At 67.3% G+C, this 20,559-nt stretch carries 18 protein-coding genes; 7 read left to right on the forward strand and 11 right to left on the reverse strand.

Features of this window, described 5'->3' with window-relative positions; genetic code table 11:
- Positions 1-37: 37 nt before the first annotated feature.
- Positions 38-1,729 (reverse strand): peptide ABC transporter substrate-binding protein, encoded by a 1,692-nt coding sequence (locus tag Q8S38_RS20995; protein ID WP_305682283.1) that lies wholly within the window; start codon positions 1,727-1,729, stop codon positions 38-40.
- A 233-nt stretch (positions 1,730-1,962) separates the two neighbouring features.
- On the opposite strand from Q8S38_RS20995, the gene Q8S38_RS21000 reads away from it, so the two are divergent.
- From Q8S38_RS21000 to Q8S38_RS21020, 5 genes are all read left to right on the forward strand, one after another.
- On the forward strand, positions 1,963-3,297 hold the full coding sequence (locus Q8S38_RS21000) for an NAD(P)/FAD-dependent oxidoreductase (protein WP_305682284.1): 1,335 nt from the start codon (positions 1,963-1,965) through the stop codon (positions 3,295-3,297).
- A gap of 88 nt (positions 3,298-3,385) precedes the next feature.
- On the forward strand, positions 3,386-4,729 hold the full coding sequence (locus tag Q8S38_RS21005; protein WP_305682285.1) for an amidase: 1,344 nt from the start codon (positions 3,386-3,388) through the stop codon (positions 4,727-4,729).
- A gap of 71 nt (positions 4,730-4,800) precedes the next feature.
- Positions 4,801-6,123: an NAD(P)/FAD-dependent oxidoreductase gene (locus Q8S38_RS21010; protein ID WP_305682286.1), complete on the forward strand. Its 1,323-nt coding sequence runs from the start codon at positions 4,801-4,803 to the stop codon at positions 6,121-6,123.
- A gap of 160 nt (positions 6,124-6,283) precedes the next feature.
- Positions 6,284-6,952 carry a haloacid dehalogenase type II gene (locus tag Q8S38_RS21015; protein ID WP_305682287.1) on the forward strand — a complete coding sequence of 223 codons (669 nt, stop codon included), beginning with the start codon at positions 6,284-6,286 and terminating at the stop codon, positions 6,950-6,952.
- A 4-nt stretch (positions 6,953-6,956) separates the two neighbouring features.
- Complete coding sequence (locus tag Q8S38_RS21020) at positions 6,957-8,426, forward strand: aldehyde dehydrogenase family protein (protein WP_305682288.1); 1,470 nt, start codon at positions 6,957-6,959, stop codon at positions 8,424-8,426.
- A gap of 155 nt (positions 8,427-8,581) precedes the next feature.
- Here Q8S38_RS21020 and Q8S38_RS21025 read toward each other — a convergent pair whose 3' ends face one another.
- Positions 8,582-9,859 (reverse strand): NAD(P)/FAD-dependent oxidoreductase, encoded by a 1,278-nt coding sequence (locus tag Q8S38_RS21025; RefSeq protein WP_305682289.1) that lies wholly within the window; start codon positions 9,857-9,859, stop codon positions 8,582-8,584.
- A 196-nt stretch (positions 9,860-10,055) separates the two neighbouring features.
- On the opposite strand from Q8S38_RS21025, the gene Q8S38_RS21030 reads away from it, so the two are divergent.
- The gene (locus Q8S38_RS21030) at positions 10,056-10,931 is read left to right on the forward strand and encodes a GNAT family N-acetyltransferase (protein ID WP_305682290.1); all 876 of its coding nucleotides are present in this window, start codon (positions 10,056-10,058) and stop codon (positions 10,929-10,931) included.
- Here Q8S38_RS21030 and Q8S38_RS21035 read toward each other — a convergent pair.
- The 9 genes from Q8S38_RS21035 to Q8S38_RS21075 all read right to left on the reverse strand — a co-directional run bounded on the left by Q8S38_RS21035 (position 10,928) and on the right by Q8S38_RS21075 (position 18,846).
- Positions 10,928-11,350: a DUF1801 domain-containing protein gene (locus Q8S38_RS21035; RefSeq protein WP_305682291.1), complete on the reverse strand. Its 423-nt coding sequence runs from the start codon at positions 11,348-11,350 to the stop codon at positions 10,928-10,930. The two genes, Q8S38_RS21030 and Q8S38_RS21035, sit on opposite strands and share 4 nt — an antisense overlap.
- A gap of 38 nt (positions 11,351-11,388) precedes the next feature.
- The gene (locus tag Q8S38_RS21040; protein WP_305682318.1) at positions 11,389-11,865 is read right to left on the reverse strand and encodes an Lrp/AsnC family transcriptional regulator; all 477 of its coding nucleotides are present in this window, start codon (positions 11,863-11,865) and stop codon (positions 11,389-11,391) included.
- Between the two features lie 122 nt (positions 11,866-11,987).
- A complete protein-coding gene (locus Q8S38_RS21045) occupies positions 11,988-13,382 on the reverse strand; it encodes an aminotransferase class III-fold pyridoxal phosphate-dependent enzyme (RefSeq protein ID WP_305682292.1) in 1,395 nt (464 codons plus the stop codon).
- A 47-nt stretch (positions 13,383-13,429) separates the two neighbouring features.
- Complete coding sequence (locus Q8S38_RS21050) at positions 13,430-13,849, reverse strand: helix-turn-helix transcriptional regulator (protein WP_305682293.1); 420 nt, start codon at positions 13,847-13,849, stop codon at positions 13,430-13,432.
- Positions 13,850-14,024: 175 nt separating this feature from the next.
- Entirely contained in the window at positions 14,025-14,951 is a 927-nt protein-coding gene (locus tag Q8S38_RS21055) for a 2-hydroxyacid dehydrogenase (protein ID WP_305682294.1), read from the reverse strand.
- Positions 14,952-14,964: 13 nt separating this feature from the next.
- The gene (locus Q8S38_RS21060) at positions 14,965-15,825 is read right to left on the reverse strand and encodes a GNAT family N-acetyltransferase (RefSeq protein WP_305682295.1); all 861 of its coding nucleotides are present in this window, start codon (positions 15,823-15,825) and stop codon (positions 14,965-14,967) included.
- Positions 15,825-16,547: a cupin domain-containing protein gene (locus tag Q8S38_RS21065; protein ID WP_305682296.1), complete on the reverse strand. Its 723-nt coding sequence runs from the start codon at positions 16,545-16,547 to the stop codon at positions 15,825-15,827. Before Q8S38_RS21065 ends, Q8S38_RS21060 begins: the two co-directional genes overlap by 1 nt.
- Positions 16,548-16,662: 115 nt before the next feature.
- A complete protein-coding gene (hemN, locus tag Q8S38_RS21070; RefSeq protein ID WP_305682297.1) occupies positions 16,663-18,012 on the reverse strand; it encodes an oxygen-independent coproporphyrinogen III oxidase in 1,350 nt (449 codons plus the stop codon).
- 105 nt (positions 18,013-18,117) lie between these two features.
- Positions 18,118-18,846: an SDR family NAD(P)-dependent oxidoreductase gene (locus Q8S38_RS21075; protein ID WP_305682298.1), complete on the reverse strand. Its 729-nt coding sequence runs from the start codon at positions 18,844-18,846 to the stop codon at positions 18,118-18,120.
- 511 nt (positions 18,847-19,357) lie between these two features.
- Between Q8S38_RS21075 and Q8S38_RS21080 the strand changes: the two genes are divergently transcribed.
- Positions 19,358-20,380 (forward strand): DNA-methyltransferase, encoded by a 1,023-nt coding sequence (locus Q8S38_RS21080; RefSeq protein ID WP_305682299.1) that lies wholly within the window; start codon positions 19,358-19,360, stop codon positions 20,378-20,380.
- The last annotated feature ends 179 nt before the right edge of the window (positions 20,381-20,559 follow it).

Genomic DNA, 20,559 nt, shown 5'->3' on the forward strand with positions numbered 1-20,559 from the left:
CAGGGTGCCTTGGTCCGGGCGGAAGCGCGTCATGGTGTCAGCGCGCCCAGTACCAGCTGCCCATGTTCCAGGTGTTCTGGCGGGCATTGACGTTGGGCTCGTAGCCGATCAGGCCTTCCTTGTAGCCCTCGACCGGGGCGTACTGGAAGATCGGCAGAATCGGCAGTTCCTCGCGCGCAATCTCCTGAAGCTTCCAGTAGATCGCCTTGCGCTTCTCCTGGTCGAACGTCGTCTGGCCATCCTTCAGCAGCTGGTCGACCTCGGCGTTGGCCCATTGCATCTGGTTGGCACCGGCGCCGCTCTTGGCGGGAATCGCATCGGAGGCGAAGCGCGCCGCCGGATCGGGATCGATCACGGTGCGGAAGGCGGTGCCGACGATCAGCGATTCGAATTTGGAGCGCGTATAGAACTCGCCCCAGATCACCGCCGCCGGCATGTTGTTGATCGTCATCTTGGCGCCGATCTGGGCCCAATCCTGCATCATCAGCTGCTGGGCCTGTTCGCGCAGCGCCGCGCCCGTCGTGGTCGAGACGGCGAAGGTCAGCGGCACGCCGTCCTTCATGCGCGTACCGGAGCCCGAGCGCTTCCAACCGGCGTCGTCGAGGATCTTGTTGGCCAGCGCGATATCGTAGACGTGCTTGGGCAGGTTGGGATTGTAGGCCCAGGAATCCTGCGGCGAGAAGGATTCGGTGGGGATGTGCAGGCCGTAATAGATGATGTCGATGATCGCCTGCTTGTTGAGCGAGGCGTAGAGCGCCTTGCGCACCGCCTTGTCCTTCAGCACCGGATGCTCGAGGTTCGGCATCAGCATTTCCAGCGAAGCGCTCGGGATCTTCACGACCTTGCGGCCGGGCAGCTTCACGGCTTCGGCATAGAAATTCGCCGGGATGCCGGTACCGATGATGAGATCGACCTGGCCGGTGCGGAACTGGGCGTAGAGTGAGGTCTGCTCCGGCACGTATTTGAGAACGGCGCGCTCCAGATAGGGGCCCTTGCCGTGGAACTTGTCGTTGGCGACGAGCTGGATGTTGTCACCCGGCGTGCGCGTGCCCCATTTGAACGGGCCGGTGCCCACCGGCGTCTGGTTGAACGGCGCCGTATTGGGGTCGGCCGCCTTCTCCAGGATGTGCTTGGGCACGATGAAGGTGTTGGAGAGCAGCGCCAGATAGGGCGCATAGGCCTTCTCCATCCGCCAGGAGATCTCCAGCGGGCCGGTGACCTTGATGTCCCTGACGAAGGCGTGGCCGATGCGGGTGCGCGCCTTGAAGCCCGGCGCGTTGATCAGCTCGAGCGTATACTTGACGTCCTCCGCCGTGAACGGCGTGCCGTCATGCCAGGTCACGCCGGGACGCAGCTTCACCTTCCAGGCGAGGCCGCCCTCCGAGATGCCGCCATTGGCCTCGCTGGGAATCTCGACCGCAAGGTCGGGGATCAGGTTGCCCTTGGGATCAGCCACCCACATCGTGTTGAAGATCTGCATCCAGATCGTCTCGTCGACCTCGATGCCGGGCATCAGCGGGTTGAAGGCGGTCGGCTCCTGCGACAGGCCAACCACGACCTGCCCCGTCGGCTTGGCCGGCGGCGGCGGTACGGCCTTGGTCTGGGCGCGCGCGTTGCTGAAACCAGATGCCGCAAGCAGGCCGCCCGCACCGAGTGCGAGCATGTCGCGGCGATGGATGGCGGGCATCGGGAAAGCGGACGTCACGCTGCCGTCGGACTTCTTGGTCATTGGAAACCCCTCGTTATGAGCGATGACCTTGCCTTGGCGGCAGGTGATCGCGGTTGGCCGTTTGTCGGCCTTCCCTTCAGGCTAGGCGGCACACACGATATCGAACACCGATCGCCTCGGGCAGGTGCACAGATTATGCCGTTTCCACCGGTGCCTTTGGCATAGGCTTCTGTCGGGATAGGATGGTATCGAGGTCCCGCTCCCGGCCCCTGCCGCAGGATTCAACCGCACCGATGTCGCCCCCGGTCACCCGCATCCACAGCGACGCGACGCTGCCTCCCTCCGCCGACGTGGTGGTCATCGGCGGCGGCGTCGCCGGCATCACCGCCGCTTATCATCTGGCCAAGAAGGGCCACTCCGTCGCGGTCGTTGAGAAGGGCTATGTCGCCGGCGAGCAGTCGAGCCGGAATTGGGGCTGGTGCCGCCAGCAGAACCGGGACCTGCGCGAACTCCCCCTCGCCCAGCGCGCGCTCGAAATGTGGAAGGGCATGAACGAGGAGCTCGGCGCCGAGACCGGCTTCCGCCACACCGGCCTCGTCTATGTCACGACCAAACCCTCCGATCTCGCGGCCTGGTCGGGCTGGATCGACAAGGCGCGCGAGATGCAGATGCACAGCCGCGTGCTCTCCGCCGCCGAGGCCAAGGAGATGTCCCCGGGCTCGGCCGAGAACTGGGTCGGCGGCGTGCATTCCCCCAGCGACGGCAAGGCCGAGCCGTCCCTTGCCGTTCCCGCCTTCGCCGAAGCCGCGCGCCGGCTCGGCGTCACCATCCACCAGGACTGCGCGGCGCGGGGCCTCGAAACCTCGGCCGGCAAGGTCTCCGCCGTCGTCACTGAGAAGGGCACGATCCGCACCAGCAGCGTGCTCGTCGCCGGTGGCGTCTGGACCTCGATGTTCTGCCGCCATCACGGCGTCGACATGCCGATGGCCGGCGTCCAGTCGACCTCCTTCTTCACCGCGCCCATCCCGGGCCCCGACATCACGCTAGGGGGCATCTCGACGCCGGACGTCACCTTCCGCCGCCGGCTCGACGGCGGCTACACGATCGGTATCAGCGGTCGCGGCCTGCTGCGGCTCAGCCCGCAGGGCATGATGTATGCCAAGCCCTTCTGGCGCACCTTCAAGAAGCGCCACAAGCTTCTGACGATCACGGCCGACAAGACCTTCTTCGCCGGGCCGGAGGCGCTGATGCGCTGGAGCAACGACAGCATCTCCCCCTTCGAGCGGATGCGCACCTTCGATCCGCCGCCGCAGGAGAAGCTGATCTCGTTCGCGCTGAAGCGCATCGCCGAGATCTATCCGCAGCTCGCCGATGTAAAGATCGTGCAGAAATATGGCGGGCTGATCGACTTCACGCCGGACTGGGTGCCGGTGATCTCCCCGATCGACAAGCTGCCCGGCCTCTACGTCTCCGCCGGTTACAGCGGTCACGGCTTCGGCGTCGGCCCGTCTGCAGGCAAGCTCGCGGCCGACCTCATCACCGGCGACGCGCCCATCGTCGATCCCCACCCCTACCGCTACAGCCGCCTCGTCGACGGCTCCGATCTGGGCGAACCCGGTCTGATGTGAGCGGGGCTGTGAGGACCGCCTGCGCGGCATGGATTTCGCCGGCGCGCGGCGGTAAGCCGGACGCCTGACTGCATCAGGAGAGACGATCATGCTGCGGACCGTGCAAGGCTGCGCCGAGGCCCTCGCGAGCGGCGCCACCACGTCGCGCGCCCTGGTCGAGAACTCCCTGACGGCAATCGCCGATCCGGCAGGCGAAGGCGCCCGCGCCTTCATCTCCGTTTCAGCCGAAGCCGCCCGTGCCGCGGCCGACGCCCATGACGCCCTGCGCCGGGCCGGCCGTCAGCCATCGCCCTATGCCGGCATCCCCTTCGCGGTGAAGGATCTGTTCGACGTCGCCGGCGAGGTTTCGACGGCGGGCTCGCGCGCGCTCGCCGACGCCGCCCCCGCCAGGACTCACGCCCCGACGATCGCGCGCATGCTGGCGGCCGGCTTCATCCCTGTCGGCCGCACCAACATGACCGAGTTCGCCTATTCCGGCATCGGCGCCAACCCGCATTACGGCACGCCACTCAGCCCCTGGGACAGGGCCTCCGCGCGCATCCCCGGCGGTTCCTCCTCCGGCTCGGCGGTCGCGGTCGCCGACGGCATGGCGGTCGTCGCGCTCGGCAGCGACACAGGCGGCTCCTGCCGCATCCCCGCCGCGCTCTGCGGCATCGTCGGCTACAAGCCGACCGCCCGCCGTGTGCCGCTCGACGGCGTCGTGCCGCTCTCGGGCAGCCTCGATTCGCTCGGGCCGCTTGGCGCCAGCGTATCCTGCTGCGCCATCGTCGATGCGGTCCTCGCCGGAGACGTCCCCGCCCTGCCGGCGGCGCGCCCGCTCGCGGGCCTGCGCCTCGCCATTCCCCGCGAGATCATGCGCGACGGCATGGACGCAACCGCCGCCACCACTTTCGAGCGTGCGGTCGCGACGCTGACGGCGCTGGGCGCGCGGATCAGCGACATTGCGTTTTCGCCCCTGCTCGACATTGCGCCCGCGATGAGCCGCGGCGGCCTCACAGGCCCGGAATCCTTCGACTGGCATCGCGATCTGCTGGCCGCGAAGGGCGCGCTCTACGATCCGCGCGTGCGCAGCCGCATCGAGGCCGGCGCGACGATGACGGCCGCCGACTACGTCGCCCTGACCGCGGCACGCCGTCGCATCGTCGCGGCGATGGACGCGCTGACCGCCCCCTTCGACGCGCTGCTGATGCCGACCTGCCCGATCGTGGCGCCGCGCATCGCGGAACTGGCCGCGGATGCCGACTATTACCGCCTGAACGCGCTTCTGCTGCGCAATCCGAGCCTCGGCAACTTCCTCGACCGCTGCGCCATCAGCCTGCCCTGCAACCGCCCGGGCGAGGCTCCAGTGGGGCTGATGCTGATGGGCGAGACCAGCGGCGACGCGTCGCTTTTTGCGGTCGCAGCCAGTGTCGAGGTGGCTTTGGCCGCCTGATGCGAAAATGATCCAAGGCAGGCGCGCGGAACGCCGCTAGAGGTCCGGCCAGGATCTGCCGGAGAGACACCATGAGCCCCACGATCAAGCCGATTGCCAGCGACGCCGCCCTGCCCGCGCAGGCCGATGTCGTGATCATCGGCGGCGGCATCGTCGGTGCGGCCGCGGCGTATTTCCTAGCGAAGCGCGGCCGCTCGGTGGCGCTCGTCGAGAAAGGCGTCGTCGGCGGCGAGCAGTCCAGCCGCAATTGGGGCTGGTGCCGCCAGCAGAACCGCGATGCGCGAGAACTCCCGCTCGCCATGCGCTCCATGGAACTGTGGGACCGCTTCGCCAGCGAGATCGGCGAGGATCCCGGCTTCCGCCGCTGCGGGCTGGTCTATGCCACCAATGACGCCGCGCAGATCGCGCAATGGGAGCGCTGGCGCGAAACGGCGACGCAGTTCGGCGTCGCGACGCGGATGCTGACCGGGCCGGAAGCCTCCGCCATGACGGCGGGCACCGGCCGCAACTGGCTCGGCGGTGTGCATTCCGTGACCGACGGCAAGGCCGAACCGGCCCTGGCCGCTCCGGTTCTGGCGCTCGGCGCCCGCAAACACGGCGCGACGATCCATCAGGGCTGCGCCGCGCGCGGGCTCGACGTGACCAATGGCGCCGTCACCGGCGTCGTCACCGAAAGAGGCACGATCCGCACCCAGTCTGTCATCCTCGCGGGCGGCGCCTGGGCCTCGGGCTTCTGCCGCCATCACGGCGTCGTCTTCCCGCAGGCCAGCATCCGCGCCACCAGCCTGCGCACGGAGATTGCACCCGACTGGCTCGACGCCTTCTACACGCCCGAGATCGCCCTGACCCGCCGGCTCGACGGCAGCTACACCATCGCCATCAGCGGCAAGGGCACGCTCGAGCTGACCCCCCAGGGCATCCGCTTCGCCCGCCAGTTCATGCCGATGTTCGTCAAGCGGCTGAAGGCGGTGGAGTTCGGCATCGGCTCCTCCTTCTTCAACGGGCCTGAAGCCCTGGGCAGCTGGACGCTGGACAAGGAAACTCCGTTCGAGCGAATCCGCGTGCTCGACCCCGCCCCCAGCCAAAAGGCCATCGCCAAACTGCTGGAGCGCGCCCATGCGCTTGTGCCGGCCCTGCGCAACGTCGCCGTGCGGGAAAGCTGGGGTGCCTACATCGACTCGACGCCCGATGCCGTGCCGGTGATCTCGCCGACCGTCGGGCTGAAGGGCCTCGTCCTGGCCGCCGGCCTCAGCGGCCATGGCTTCGGGCTGGGCCCCGGCGCCGGCCATCTCGCCGCCGACCTCGCCACCGGCGACACCCCGATCGTCGACCCCCGCCCCTTCCGCCATGCCCGCCTCCTCGACGGGTCGCAGGGCGAGGTCGGCGAGTTCTGACGCGCCCACCGGCGGCGTGGCAATCCATGCTGCCGATGCCGGTTTGATCGGCAGAATCTTGGGCGGCCCGCCCGCAAATCCGCGCCCGCCCCTGCCCCCTGCCGCTAGGCTCGTCTCATCGGCGGCGATGCCCGCCCCTTCGACAGAGCGAGCGCGGACCATGACCACCTGGCGGCCGAAATTTATCACCTTCGACTGCTACGGCACCCTGATCTATTTCGAGATGGGCCCCGCCGCGCGTCGCGTCTATGGCACGCGCCTGTCGCCTGCGCAGATGGACGCCTTCGTCGAGGACTTCAGCAGCTATCGCCTCGACGAGGTGCTGGGCCCCTGGAAGCCCTATCAGGACGTCGTGCGCAACGCCGTCGCGCGTACCTGCAAGCTCCACGGCTTCGCCTATGACCCGGCCGACGCCCAGGCAATCATCGACGAGATCCCGGGCTGGGGTCCGCATCCCGACGTGCCGGCCGGCCTCGCCAAGGTCGCGAAGGAAATTCCCCTCGTCATCCTCTCGAACTCGATGACCGACCTGATCCCGCATTCGGTGGCGAGGCTCGGCGCGCCCTTCCATGCCGCCTACACGGCGCAGGAGGCCCAGGCCTACAAGCCCCGCATGCAGGCCTTCGAATACATGTTCGACCAGCTCGGCTGCGGGCCGCAGGACGTGATGCACTGCTCGTCCAGCTTCCGCTACGACCTGATGACGGCCCATGACATGAAGATCGGCCAGCGCGTCTTCGTCAATCGCGGCCACGAGCCGCCCAATCCCTATTACGGCTATAGCGAGATCAGCGGCATCGACGGGCTCCCCGGCCTCGTCGGGCTCTGAGGCGATGACCGATTTCGCGCCGGATTCGGTCGCTTTTTCGACCGGCCACTACATCGGCGGCGAGGTCGTCCAGGCGGGCGAGCGGATCGCCGTCTCGCGCCCCTCTGACGGCGCGACGTACGCCGATCTCCCGATCGCCAACGCCGACATCGTCGACCGTGCCGTCACCAATGCGACGAAGGCGGTCGCGGCCACCGGCTGGGCGACGCAGCCGCCGCGCGAGCGCGCCCGCGCCATGCGGCGCTGGGCCGATCTGATCGACGAACGCGCCGTCGAACTCGGCCGGCTCGAGTCGGTCGGCTCGACCCGGCCGATCGCGCAGGCCGTCACCGGCGATGTTGCCAGCGTCGCCGAGGGCATCCGCTTCTTCTCCGAATGGGCCGACAAGCTCGGCGGCGAGGTCGCGGCCACCCGTCAGGACCATCTCGGCCTGATCGTTGCGGAGCCCTATGGCGTCGTCGGCGCGATCACGCCCTGGAACTTTCCGCTCAGCATGGCCTCCTGGAAGGTCGGCCCGGCACTCGCCGCCGGCAACGCCATCGTGCTCAAGCCCTCGGAGCTGACGCCCTTCTCGACCGTGCGCCTTGCGGAACTCGCCGTCGAGGCGGGCATCCCCGCCGGCATCTTCAACGTCGTCCAGGGCAATGGCGTCGTCACCGGCGATGCGCTCTCGCGCCATCCCGGCCTCGCCAAGCTCTCCTTCACCGGCTCGACCCGCACCGGCATCGCCGTGATGAAGGCGGCCGCCGAAAGCGGCATCAAGCCGGTGACGCTCGAACTCGGCGGCAAAAGCCCGCAGCTCGTCTTCGCCGACGCCGATCTGGACAAGGCCGCCGCCTGCATCGCCGGCTCCCTTCTCGCCAATGCCGGCCAGGCCTGCGTCGCCGGCTCGCGGCTGATCGTCCAGCGCCCGGTCATGGAAGAACTGGTGGCGCGGCTGCAGGCACGGCTCGCCACCGTCGCTCCGGGCCCGACCTGGAAGGCCGCGACCGCCTACGCACCAATCATCTCGGAGACGCAGGCCCGGCGCATCGACGACATCCTCGAACGCAGCCGCCTTCAGGGCGCGGAATGCCTGCTCGGCGGGGCGCGCATCGAGGGCCATGGCGGCGCTTTCTACCAGCCGACGCTGCTTGCCGGCGTGACGGCGCAGACGGCGGCCGTGCGCGAGGAGATCTTCGGCCCGGTGCTGACGATCCAGGCCTTCGACGACGAGGCGGAGGGGCTGAGCCTCGCCGACCACCCCGAATACGGGCTCGCGGCCGGCGTCTACACCGCCGATCTCGGCCGCGGCCTGCGCGCCATGCGGGCGCTCAAGGCCGGCACCGTCTGGATCAACCGCTACAGCCGCACGCTCGACTTCATCCTGCCGACCGGCGGCTACAAGAGCTCCGGCATCGGCAAGGACCTCGGCCGCCAGGCGGTGGAGGCCAATCTGCGCCACAAGACGGTGCTGATCGACATCGGCGGGTGAGCCACCGTTCAAGCTTCTGCGGACCTCATCCTGAGGAGCCGCGCAGCGGCGTCTCGAAGGATGGTCCAGAGGGTTCGCGAGCCTCCTGAACCATCCTTCGAGACGCGGGCTTTGGCCCGCTCCTCAGGATGAGGGCCGAAGGCCGGCGGGACCGCTCAGTGCCGCCAGTCCTGATATTTGTAGTACATCCCGACGAAGGGCAGGAACCAGGGCGGGCCGAAATGGCCTGGCACCACCGGCCAGTCGAGCCCGGCGAGCGGGTTGGCGGCGGTGTCCCCGCCCATCACCCGGGCCATGATCTTCCCCATATGCACCGACATCTGCGTGCCGTGGCCGCTATAGCCGGTCGCGTAGAACACGCCATCGCGCTCGCCGGCGCGCGGCAGCCGGTCGGCGGTCATGTCGACGAGCCCGCCCCAGCAATAGTCGATCCGCGTCTGCGCGAGCTGCGGGAACAGCTCGAGCATCCGCGCCTTCAGGATGGCGCCGCTCTTGGCGTCGGACGACGGGCTCGACAGGGCGAAGCGGGCCCGCCCGCCGAAGATCAGGCGGTTGTCGGGTGTCAGCCGGAAGTAGTTGCCGATGTTCATCGTCGTCGTCGCGGTCCGGCGCGTCGGCATGATCGACGCGGCAAGATTGTCCGAGAGCGGCTCGGTCGCGATGATGAAGCTGCCGACCGGCACGATCCGCCGACGCAGCCAGGCGAAAGGCCCCTGGCGCGAGGCGCCCGTCGCCAGCAGCACCTGGCTGGCTTCGATCGTCCCGCGCGTCGTGACGACGCGGTGCGCCTGCCCGGCGATCCGCTGGAGCGACGTCACCGCGGCGCCTTCATGAATCTGCGCCCCTGCGCGGGCCGCGGCCTCCGCCAGGCCGACGCCGAATCGGCCCATATGCATATGGGCGCTGCGCGGAAAGACGAGCCCGCCATGGAAGCCGGACGAGCCGATCTCGCTCTGGACATCGCCCGGCGCGACGACCTCGAGATCGGGCTCGACGGTGGCCTTGAGCAGCTCGGCGCTCTTCTGCAGCTTGGCGAAATGGCCGGGCTTGGCCGCCAGCTTGATCTTGCCGGTGCGGGTGAAGTCGCAGTCGATCGCCTCCTCCTTCACCAGCGCCTCGACCGTGTCGACGCCGTCGTCGAAGACCCGGTAGAGCGCGCTCGCCCGCTCAATGCCGATCTGCGCCGCCAGCCCGCCGAGGTCATGCGCCAGGCCGTTGTTGCAGTGTCCGCCATTGCGGCCAGAGGCCTCACCGACGACGCGCCCGGCTTCGAGCACGGCGACCGAGGCACCGGCTTTCGCCAGCGCCAGCGCCGCCGACAGGCCGGTGAAGCCGCCGCCGACGATCGCGACATCGACCTTGCCTTCGACCGGCTCCGGTGAGCCGGAGGTAAAGCGCGGCGCGGAGGCCAGCCAATAGGGTTCGAGCTTCATCGCCAAAAAAGCCTCGGCCTTGCATCGATCGGGAGCATGTCTCGCTGGCGCCCGGCCGGAGCCGACCGAACCATCGCGGGAGCAGGAACCGCAAGCATTCAGGATGCTTAAGCTCCTGTATTGTATGAATTATGCTATTCTCGAAAGGCCCGGACGGTCTTATGATCGAACTCTTCCCCGCGTGAGGCCAGACGCCTTGGCTTACAGAACGGCAAAGCGCCGGCTCGGCTACGAGATCGCCATCCGGCCGATGGCGGAGGCCGATCTCGATCAGTTGCATCAACTGTCGATCGGCGTCGGCTGGCCGCATCGTCCCGAGGACTGGCGCCTCGTGATCGGGCTCGGGCACGGCATCGTCGCCTGCGACGCGATCGGCCGGGTGCTGGGTTCGGCGATGTGGTGGCCCTTCGGCGAGCGCTTCGCAACCGTCGGCATGGTCATCACCTCGCCGCGCCTGCAGGCGCAAGGAGCCGGACGCGAGCTGATGGACATGATCTTCGCGCAATCGGGCACGCGCGACCTGCGGCTCAGCGCGACGAAGGCCGGCTATCGCCTGTACCGCTCGCTCGGCTTCGAACCTGTCGGCCGGATCTTCCAGCATCAGGGACGCACCGTGGCGCTGCCGGCCCCGGCTGCGGCCATGCCAGGTGTCAGACCCGTGGTGTCTACGGACCTCGAGGCGCTCGCGCGCCTCGATGCCAGCGCCTATGGCGCCGACCGCAGCCACGTCATCGCGGCGCTGCTGGCGCATTCGGTGGGGACGGTCGTCGAGCGCAACGGTGAGATCGCGGGTTTTTCGCTCTGCCGCCCCTTCGGACGCGGCCATGTCGTGGGCCCCATCGTGGCGGAGGACGACGACATGGCGGTCGCGCTGGTCGCTCCGCATGTCGAAGCGCATCAGGGCAGCTTCCTGCGCGTCGATACCGCGCAGGAGCAGGGCCGCTTTGGCGCCTTCCTGGAATCCTGCGGCATGACGATCTTCGATTCGGTGACGCCGATGATCCGGGGAAACAACCACGGCGCCAGCGGCGCCGCGCGGACCTTCGGACTGATCAATCAGGCACTGGGTTAGGGCACCCAACCGGGCAAGGCCGCAGCCTGCTTCACCCAGTCAGCCATCTGAGCCTCGTCGAGCCGGTCTTTCTCGTAGATGTCGATCCAACGCGCTTCCCCGCTGCGCGCCGTGCCGCCGGGCGGAGGTGGATCCAGCAACAGGCCCTGCAGGAATGTCACCTTCACATAGCGGGTCAAGACGTGGAATGACAGGAACCAGCCGCCGCCCTCGACCGCGTAGAATGGCGAGTTCCAGCGCACCGCCTTGCGCAGGTCGGGAACGCTCCGCACCACCAGCGCGTCGAGCCGTTTGCCGAGATCGCTCTTCCAGCCCGGCATGGCAACGATATAGGCCTGCACCGGCGCATCGCCATCGGCCTTTGCGATCTGCGGGTTGCCGCCGGAAAGAAGGACCGGCTTCGCATTTGGACTGGCCATTTCCGCCTCGCCTCTGCGCTTTTGCATGGCTTCGTTAATCAGATGTCGAAGAGAACCGGCAGCGGATAACCCGGCTTCTGGATCGGCGACTTGATCACGACATAGCTGAAGTATTTGGAGATGCCGATGTTGCGGTCGAGCAGGGTCTCGATCAGCGACTGGTAATGCGTCAGCCCGCGCGTGACGAACTTGACGAGATAGTCGTAGCCGCCGCTGACCATGTGGCACTCCACCACCTCGTCGACCCGGCGCAGGGCCGTCTCGAAGCGGATGAAATACTCCTTGGTATGGTCGGCCAGCGTCACCTCGGTGAAGACGGTGATCGTCTCGCCGAGCTTCTGCAGGTTGATCGTCGCGCCATAGCCTGAGATGAACCCCGCCTGTTCGAGACGCTTGACCCGCAGCAGGCAGGGACTCGGCGACAGACCGACGGCATCGGCCAGATTGACGTTCGTCATCCGGCTGTTGTTCTGCAGCTCGATCAGGATCTTCATGTCGATGCGGTCGAGCCGCACGCCCGGTGTCACGACGAAAGCCTCACCCAAACCCACCACGCCCCAGGCCCGGGGATGGGCTGCAGCGGAAGCGGCAACCTAGACGGTTCGCCGCCCGGGGCAAAGCAAGGATCACGCCGCCGTCACGCGGCCTTGGCCGGCGCCAGCGCGGCCCGGACCTCCGGCAGGTCGAGCATGTCGTCGAGCGTCTGGCGCAGGCGAGAGACGATCAGGTCGATCTCGCTCTCGCTGCAGCAGAGCGGCGGGGCGAGCCCGATGATGTCGTCGGCGAAGGCGCGGAAGATCACGCCATTGGCATAGCCACGCGCGAAGAGATGCTCGGCCAGCTTGACGCTGCGCGGCAGCTTTTCCTTGCTCGCCTTGTCGGCGACGAGCTCGATGCCGGCGAGCAGGCCGCGCGCCCGCACTTCGCCGACCAGCGGATGATCGGCCAAAGTCGCGAGCTTCTTCTCGAAATAGGCGCCGACGCGCTGGCCATTGGCGAGGATGCCGCCCTCGTCATAGAGCCTGAGCACCTCGAGCGCGACGGCGGCCGAAACCGGGTGCCCCGAATAGGTCTGGCCATGGCCGACCGGCCCGCCCGCGGGCGCATTCTCCTTGATGCCGCGATAGATTTTCTCGCCGATCGCGAGCGCGCCAAGCGGCGCATAGCCCGAGGTCAGCCCCTTCGCCATCGTCATCAGATCGGGCACGACGTCTTCCGCCTCGCAAGCGAACATCGGGCCCGTGCGGCCAAAGCCGGTGATGACCTCGTCGGCGAGGAACAGGATGTCGAGTTCTGTCGCCGTGTCGCGCATCGCCTTGAGCCAGCCCTTCGGCGGCACGATCACGCCGCCCGAGCCGACCACCGGCTCGCAGAAGAAGGCGGCGACATTCTCCGCGCCCAGTTCCGCCACCTTGGCGCGCAGCGAGGCGACGCTGGCCTCGATCACCGAGGCATCATCGGAGCCGGTCGGATTGCGATAGGCGTAAGGCGCGGCGACATAGTGCTGGACATGGGCCGGGAAGTCGAAATTCGCATGGAAGGACGGCAGCGCGGTCACGCCGGCGCCCGTCGAGCTCGAGCCGTGATAGCCGCGCTCCAGCGACAGGATCGCCTTCTTCGTCGGCCGGCCGGTGACGTTGTAGTAGAACTGGATCAGGCGCAGCGCACCGTCGATCGCATCCGAGCCGCCGAGCGAGAAATAGATGTGGTTGAGGTCGCCCGGCAGGAGTTCCGCCAGCTTGGCGGCCAGCCGGATCGCGGGCTCGCTGCCGAAGGAGAAATAGCCGGTCGCATAGGGCAGCTCGCGCATCTGCGCGGCGGCGGCCTCGACGATGCTCTCATGCCCGTAGCCGACATTGACGCACCACAGCCCGGCGAAGCCGTCGATCAGCTCGTGCCCCTCGGCATCGGTGATGAAGGCGCCCTTGGCCGACTTCATGATGGTGACGCCGCGCGTCTCGTGGCCGGCCCAGTTGGCGACCGGGTGGACCCAGTGGAGGCGATCGAGCGCTTCGAGCGAATTGACGGACATGGCGGGCTCCTGGCGGCCGCGGATCGGCGCGGCGGTGTCTTGAAGGTTCAGGCGGCAGTCTGCAGGCAGGCCGGCGCATCGGGGCGCCGTTGGCGCACCTCGCCGACCTCACGCAGATAGCGCCCCGGCGTGATGCCGCAGATGTTCTTGAAATGACGCGAGAAATGGCTCTGGTCGAAGAAGCCGGCCTCCGATGCCGCCAACGCCATCGGCACCCCGTCGCGCAGGAGCCGCTTCGCATGACCGATCCGGCGATGGCAGATGAAACGGTGCGGCGTCAGCCCGACCTGTCGGCGAAACACGGTCACGAAGCGGCAGACGCTCAGGCCCGCCAGCGCCGCCAGATCCTCGAGATAGATCGCATCGGTGAAGTGGCGCTCGATATGCCCGAGCGCGCGCCGGATGCCGCTGCTGGCCGGCAGCGCCTGCGGCGCGATCCCGCTTTCGTGCAGGGCTGGATCATGCATGGACTTCGTCGACCTCCACAGACGGATTCTTCGTCAGGGGGGCAGGTTAGAACGCAGGCAGAGGAGATCGGCACGGGCTTGACGGTCCGCCGCGATATCCCCTGCCCTATTGGCCGCCATGCACGGCAGATCGTGCTTCGGCAGCGGCCCGCCAGTGCGCTGCTCGCGCTCGCGTTCAGTAGCCCCGCTGGCGATCGACGAGGCCGATCAGCGGCTCGCCCGCATGATGCCGGCGCAAATTCTCCAGCACCACCTCGACCGCCGTTTCCGGCTGGGTCATGCTGGCGATATGCGGCGTCACCAGCACGCGCGGGTGGCTCCAGAGCGGGTGGCCTGTCGTCAGCGGCTCGGGCGAGGTCACATCGAGCACGGCGGCCGAGATTTGGCCGCTGTCCAGCGCCGCCAGCAGCGCATCCTGGTCGAGATGCGCGCCGCGGCCCGAATTGACCAGCTTCGCCCCCTTCGGCAGCTGCGCGAAGAGTTCTGCATTGAGCATGCCGCGCGTCTCGTCGGTCAGCGGCAGCAGGCAGACCAGAATATCCGTGCGCGCCAGGAATTCCGGCAAGGCGTCCGTGCCGGCAAAGCTGGTCACGCCATCGATGTCGCGGCCCGAGCGGCTCCAGCCAGCGACCTGGAAACCGAACGGCACGAGCATGCGGCAGCAGGCCTCGCCGAGCATGCCGAGCCCGAGCACGCCGACGCGCCGCGTCGAAGCCGGCCGCACCCGGATCTGCTTCCAGACCTCGGCGCGCTGCTGCGCGACATAGTCGATCAGATCCCGGTGCAGGCTCAGCACCGCCATCGAGACATATTCGACCATGCCGTCGACGATTCCGGGCTCGACCATGCGTGCGACCGGAAGATCGGGCGGCAGCTTCGACAGGTCGAAATGGTCAACGCCGGCCCCCACCGAAATCAGCAGCTCCAGATTGGGGAACTGCGTCATCAGGTCGTCGGGTGGCATCCAGGCGGCGAAATAGCGGATATCGGCGGGGTCGCCGATCTCGGGCCAGATCCGGAACGACAGATCGGGCGCTTTCTGCGCCAGGATCGCAGCCCATTCGGCGCCGCGCGCGGGATCGGATTTGTAGAGCAATGCCATGATGTTCCCTCGCTCAGCCGAACGCCTGGCTTGCCGGCGCATGAACCCGCTGCGGCCCCTCCGCCACGGGCCAACCGCCACGCACCATGGTGACAACGTCGCCGACCGGCTTCAGCCCATGGGACTCCAGCCAGCCCGCCAGCGGCACGCCGGTGCCGGTATCGACCCGCATGAACTGCCCGCTCCGTCCATGCAACCAATGCGCCACCAAAACCCGCGCATCCGCGTCGTTTTCCGCGACGACCGGTCCCACGAGCAGTCCGCGCCCGAACCGGCGCAAGACGCTGTAGCCGACCGCCCGGCCATCTCGCTCCAGCACGGCGCATTCGCCGCGCTCCAGGAGCGAGGCCAGCAGGGCCCGGCGCGGCAGGCCGCAGGCCGCCCGGTCGAGGCGCTCCAGTTCGGCCATGTCGGAGACGCTCGCCGGCCGCAGCGAGGCCCCGGCGCCTGGCAGGGGCGCAGGCACGTCGAGAACCTCGCCGTGATGCTGAGAGATGCCGCCGCAGGGCACAAAACCCAGCTTCTCATAGAGTGGCTGGCCAGCGGCCGTGGCGTTCAGCATCACCGAACGGTCCTTCGCCTGCGCCAGCAGCCCCTGCATCAGACGGCGGCCGATGCCCGCGCCCTGATGGTCGGGCGACACGATGATCATGCCCAAAGTCGAATGCTTTTCGCCATAGGGCCACAACATCCCCACCGCCACGACCTCGCCGGCCATCGTCACGGCCAGGCCGCGGCCGAGTCCGATCGCCATCGCACAATCCTCCGCCCGGTGCGGCCAACCCACGGCGCGTGCCAGCGCCGCGCAGGCCGGCGCGTCGCCGGGCGCGATGTCGCGCAGCACGGCGGCTTCCTGAACCACGCTGTCGGACATCAGCTAGCCGCCTCCTGCACGACATAGAACTTGGCGACGTGAACCCGGCTCTCCCAGGCGCAGGGCGCGCCCTGCGGCACGAACACCGTGTCACCCTTCGAAACGGTCAGGACCGCGCCATCCGCGCCCGTCAGATCGACCGCGCCCTCCACGATATGCATCAGCTCGCTCAGCCGGTGCGGGCGCGAGATCCGGGCATAGGGCGTCGAATCCCACAGCCCCGCCCGCAACTCGATGGCCGCGTCCGTGAAGGCGTTGTGGCTGCGGCATTGCGGCGCCGGGCCGATCAGCACCTCGGCAGCCGGCGGGGACGAGGGCGACAAGGCCAAATCCTGCGTCAGCAGCGTCAGCCCCGGCAGCGCGCTCATGCCCGCGATCTGCGCATGGAAGGCCCAGATCGTGCCAGGCGCCGCCTCGAGGCGCAGCGTCGTGCCGCGCCCGATCACCACCCCGGTCTGCGGCGTCACGGTCAGCGACGGCGAACCGTCGACCGACAGCGTCAGCGCGCCGCTCAGAACGATCATCGTCTCGGTGTGCGGAAACGCCGCGATCTCGACCGTCCCGGCGAAGGCGACGCGGCCGGCCGCCGCAGCGGGATCCTGCCAGGCCACCTCGCGCCCGCCAGCGAACGGATCGGCAGGCCCGAGCGCCTGCCCCGCAGGAGCCAGGGACGAGGGCGCGGCCGAGGCGCGGTGAAGCATCACGAGGGCTGAAGAGGTCATGGGCAGGGCTATCCGTCGCGGTCGTTTCGGAGCGCTCAGCCGCTAAGGCAAACCCGGCCGGAAGGATTGGACTATCTTTTCGGCCCTCCCCCGCGCCGATCACACGGCGCGCGGATCACACCGCCCGGCTGTAGCGCCGTGCCGGCTGGTCGATATGGGCATCGAAGAGCGAAGCGACCTTGCGCACCAGCAGGCGCGACTGCTCCGGCAGCAACAGACGCGCGCCGTCGAACGCGATCACGCCCTCCTGCGACAACAGGTCGAGCCGCGACAGCGACGGCGCCAGCGTCCTCGGGTCCGCCCCGTGCCGGGCGCAGACGGCGTCGATATCCACCGAAAGGTCGCACATCAGCCGCTCGATCAGCTCGGCGCGCAGGCGGTCATCGGCGCTCAGGCAATAGCCCTTCGCCGTCGGCAGCGCACCGTCCCGCACCCGCTCGCCATAGCGCCCGATCACCACCTCGTTCTGGACATAGCCCTGCGGCAGCCGGCCGATCGCCGAGGCGCCGAAGCCCAGCAGCGCCTCGCAGCCATCCGTGGTGTAGCCCTGGAAATTGCGCCGCAGCCGGCCGCTGCCGAGCGCGCGCGCCATCTCGTCGGCGGGCCGCGCGAAATGGTCGAGCCCGATGCGGACATAACCGGCCGCGACGAGGCGCTGCGCCATCGCCTCCGCCTGCTCGTGCCGCGCCTGCCCATCGGGCAAATCGGCGGTGGCGATGCGGCTCTGGTGCTTCTTGAAGTCAGGCACATGGGCGTAGCCGAAGATCGAGAAGCGGTCGGGCGCCAGATCCAGGCAAAGCTCGACGGTCTCGATGCAGGATTCGACCGTCTGCCGCGGCAGGCCGTAGATCAAATCGAGATTGACCGCGGCGATACCGGCCCGGCGCAGGCCCTCGACCACAGTCGCCGTCTGCTCGACGCTCTGGATGCGGTTGATCGCCGCCTGAACGCTGGGATCGAAGCTCTGAACCCCGAGGCTGGCGCGGTTGACGCCGGCCGCACGCAGCGCGTCGATCATTGCCACCGTCAGATGGCGCGGATCGATCTCGACCGCGATCTCGGCATCCGGGCGCAGCGCGAACCGCCGACGCAACAAGGCGACGAGGTCGACGAAATCGTCGGGAGCCAGGATCGTCGGCGTGCCGCCGCCGAAATGGATATGCCGGACATCGAGCGGCGCGCGCAGATGATCGGCCACCGTCTCGATCTCGCGCCGCAGCACGGCGAGATAGTCGCCGATCGGCCCGTCGCGCCGCGCGACCGTGGTGTGGCAGCCGCAATACCAGCACATCGCCCGGCAGAACGGGACATGCAGATACAGCGAGCCCTTGGTGCCGGGAGCGAGGTCACCGAGCCAGCGACCAAATTGTCCCCCGTCGACATCATCCGTGAAATGCGGCGCGGTGGGATAGCTGGTGTAACGCGGCAGGCGCTCGTCGCGATAGGCTGTTGTCTGCGCGTCCACGTCCCGTTCTCCGCTTGCGCCGCGTGCCGGCGAACGGGGAAACTCTAGGCGGCGCGGCGCGGCTGTCTTTGAGGCAGAACAACTCGCAAGCCGCGATCGAGCCGCTCAGACGAGGCCGCCATCGACATGGATGATCTGGCCGGTGACATAGGAGGCCGCCTCCGAAGCAAGGAAACCGATCACGGCGGCCACCTCTTCGGGCGCGCCGCGGCGGCCCAGCGGGATGATCGCCTCCATGCGGGCGATCGACTCCGGCGAGAGCTTGCTGCCCCGGCCCTCGTCCTTGCGGATGAGCCCCGGCGCGACCGCGTTCACGGTGATCGCATCCCCTGCCAGTTCATGGGCCATCAACCGGACCGTGGTCTCCAGCGCCGATCGGCTGGCCGCGGTCGCGGCGAAGGGCTGCATGTCCGTGCGCAGCGCATGCGCCACGAAGGAGGATGTCGCCACGATCCGGCCGCTGCCGCCGGCCTTCAGCAGCGGACGGGCCGCCCGCGCCAGACGGAGCAGCGCCACCACGGAATCCTCCAGCGCCGCGCGGATCTCGGCCTCCGGCAGGTCCATGATCGCGCCTTTGCGGGCATGGCCGGCAACCGCGATCACGGCGTCGAGCCGTCCGAACATCTCGGCCGCCAGCGCAACCGCGCCATCACTCGTCGCCGGCGCGGCGATGTCGCCGAGCAGCGTCGCCACCGTCGCTCCTGCCGCGCGCGCGGCCTCCGCCACGGCCTCGAGACCGGTGGCGTTGGTGCCCGTGTGCAGCACGAGCCCGACGCCCGGCCCCGCCTGCATCAGCGCGGTCGCCCGGCCGATGCCGCTGGCAGCGCCGGTCACGAGAAGAACGCGTCCAGGCGACATCATCGGCGCATCGCCCCTGCCAGGGGTCGCGGTTGCGATCCCGATCGGAAATGGTGGGCCGGGCCGGAGCGCCCACCATCGGTTCAAACTGCTTTCCTGCCGACATTCTGGCCGGGGGGAAGACGAAGAATGTCCTACATCTATAGCCGACTTGTGTTGAACTGGCCAACGATCGCTAGCGGCCCGTGCAGTTGACTAACTGCTACTCGGCTCTTAGCCGCACCGCCTAACCCCAGCGCTTCCCGGCCTTCTCATTTCAAGCTGTCGACCGTGAACACACGGCATCTGCATGATGGAGGCAAAGCCTCCAAATCGCGCACGGTTCGTCATTAGTCGTATGCCCATTCGTGAGTGAAGGATCCACCGCCCCTTCCCCCGGCCGATCTGCACCTATATCGTGCCTGGCATCGCGTGCATGAGTCTAAGATTTTGCCTAGGCAGACCAGCCTAGCGGAAAAATGAAGTCACGCGGTAAGGGGAAGCGAGCTTGAGTCAGGCTAACGATCAAACAATATCAAGGTCTGACTCTCCTGTCAGGCCCGTAAAGCTCGCTTACCAAACAGCTTACGGCAAAATGCTACACGGGCGGATTGAAGACGCTCTGGACACCACCCCACTACTATCCTTGCGTGGCCAAATCAATTTGATCGCAACATCTCCGCCTTTTCCACTCGTGCGTAAAAAGCGGTACGGGAATGAGACAGGTGAAGCGTACCTCAAATGGCTCGAATCATTAGCAAAAAAACTCGCAGGTCTACTTACGCCGGATGGATCAATCGTAATTGAGATTGGCAACGCATGGGAAGAAGGCGTTCCCGTAATGTCGACCTTACCATTGGAAGCGCTACTTGCGTTCAAACGAGCAGCGGGGCTTCATCTCTGTCAACACATCATCTGCCACAATCCGGCCCGCCTTCCGAGCCCAGCAGCGTGGGTAAACATCAAGCGCGCTCGGCTAAAAGACTCTTACACTCACGTCTGGTGGATGTCGAAATCAGAATTTCCGAAAGCTGACAATCGTAAGGTGCTCAACCCGTACAGTAAGGACATGAAGAAGCTTCTAAAGGATCAGAAGTACAATGCTGGCACGCGTCCATCCGGACATGTCATATCGGAAAAAGGTTTCCTAACCGACCACGGCGGCGCAATAGGCCCGAACGTAATCGATTTGACCGGAGAACACTATCCGGAATCGTTACTGAAATACACTGGAACTAAATGGGACGCTAGCTACCGTGCGTATTGCAAAGCAGAAAACTTGCCAGCTCATCCCGCTCGAATGCAGTCCTCGCTGTCCGCATTCCTGATCAACTTCCTCACCGACAAAGACGATTTGGTGTTCGATCCATTTGCTGGATCAAACACAACTGGAGCAGTAGCTGAAGATTTGGAACGGAACTGGATTGGTGTGGAGGCCGAAAAAAATTATGTCGATGGCTCCAGAGGGCGTTTTGAGATTTTCCGCAAGCTAGTCAACCTCCGAAGCGACAACCTAGCTGGGGGCGATTGAGATTTGTCCTCGACCACTTGTGAGGCGTTAGGATATGCGGGCGATCTGAGTTCGGTCGCATTTGATACCGAATACCGGTCGATTAAAGACGACCCGGTACACAGGTTTTACGTTCAATGCTTACGTAACGCTTCGACCTATAGTCGGGCCGTAGGTTATTTTCGATCGAGTGTTTTCAC

Origin of the sequence: Allobosea sp. (genome assembly GCF_030695125.1) — a bacterium.
In the GTDB taxonomy this organism is placed as follows: Bacteria; Pseudomonadota; Alphaproteobacteria; order Rhizobiales; family Beijerinckiaceae; genus Allobosea.

What these genes read in the sequence shown, in the direction of transcription:
- Q8S38_RS20995 (WP_305682283.1), bottom strand. Translation starts at nt 1,729, where the DNA reads ATGACCAAGAAGTCCGACGGCAGCGTGACGTCCGCTTTCCCGATGCCC.
- Q8S38_RS21000 (WP_305682284.1), top strand. Translation starts at nt 1,963, where the DNA reads ATGTCGCCCCCGGTCACCCGCATCCACAGCGACGCGACGCTGCCTCCC.
- Q8S38_RS21005 (WP_305682285.1), top strand. Translation starts at nt 3,386, where the DNA reads ATGCTGCGGACCGTGCAAGGCTGCGCCGAGGCCCTCGCGAGCGGCGCC.
- Q8S38_RS21010 (WP_305682286.1), top strand. Translation starts at nt 4,801, where the DNA reads ATGAGCCCCACGATCAAGCCGATTGCCAGCGACGCCGCCCTGCCCGCG.
- Q8S38_RS21015 (WP_305682287.1), top strand. Translation starts at nt 6,284, where the DNA reads ATGACCACCTGGCGGCCGAAATTTATCACCTTCGACTGCTACGGCACC.
- Q8S38_RS21020 (WP_305682288.1), top strand. Translation starts at nt 6,957, where the DNA reads ATGACCGATTTCGCGCCGGATTCGGTCGCTTTTTCGACCGGCCACTAC.
- Q8S38_RS21025 (WP_305682289.1), bottom strand. Translation starts at nt 9,859, where the DNA reads ATGAAGCTCGAACCCTATTGGCTGGCCTCCGCGCCGCGCTTTACCTCC.
- Q8S38_RS21035 (WP_305682291.1), bottom strand. Translation starts at nt 11,350, where the DNA reads ATGGCCAGTCCAAATGCGAAGCCGGTCCTTCTTTCCGGCGGCAACCCG.
- Q8S38_RS21045 (WP_305682292.1), bottom strand. Translation starts at nt 13,382, where the DNA reads ATGTCCGTCAATTCGCTCGAAGCGCTCGATCGCCTCCACTGGGTCCAC.
- Q8S38_RS21050 (WP_305682293.1), bottom strand. Translation starts at nt 13,849, where the DNA reads ATGCATGATCCAGCCCTGCACGAAAGCGGGATCGCGCCGCAGGCGCTG.
- Q8S38_RS21055 (WP_305682294.1), bottom strand. Translation starts at nt 14,951, where the DNA reads ATGGCATTGCTCTACAAATCCGATCCCGCGCGCGGCGCCGAATGGGCT.
- Q8S38_RS21060 (WP_305682295.1), bottom strand. Translation starts at nt 15,825, where the DNA reads ATGTCCGACAGCGTGGTTCAGGAAGCCGCCGTGCTGCGCGACATCGCG.
- Q8S38_RS21065 (WP_305682296.1), bottom strand. Translation starts at nt 16,547, where the DNA reads ATGACCTCTTCAGCCCTCGTGATGCTTCACCGCGCCTCGGCCGCGCCC.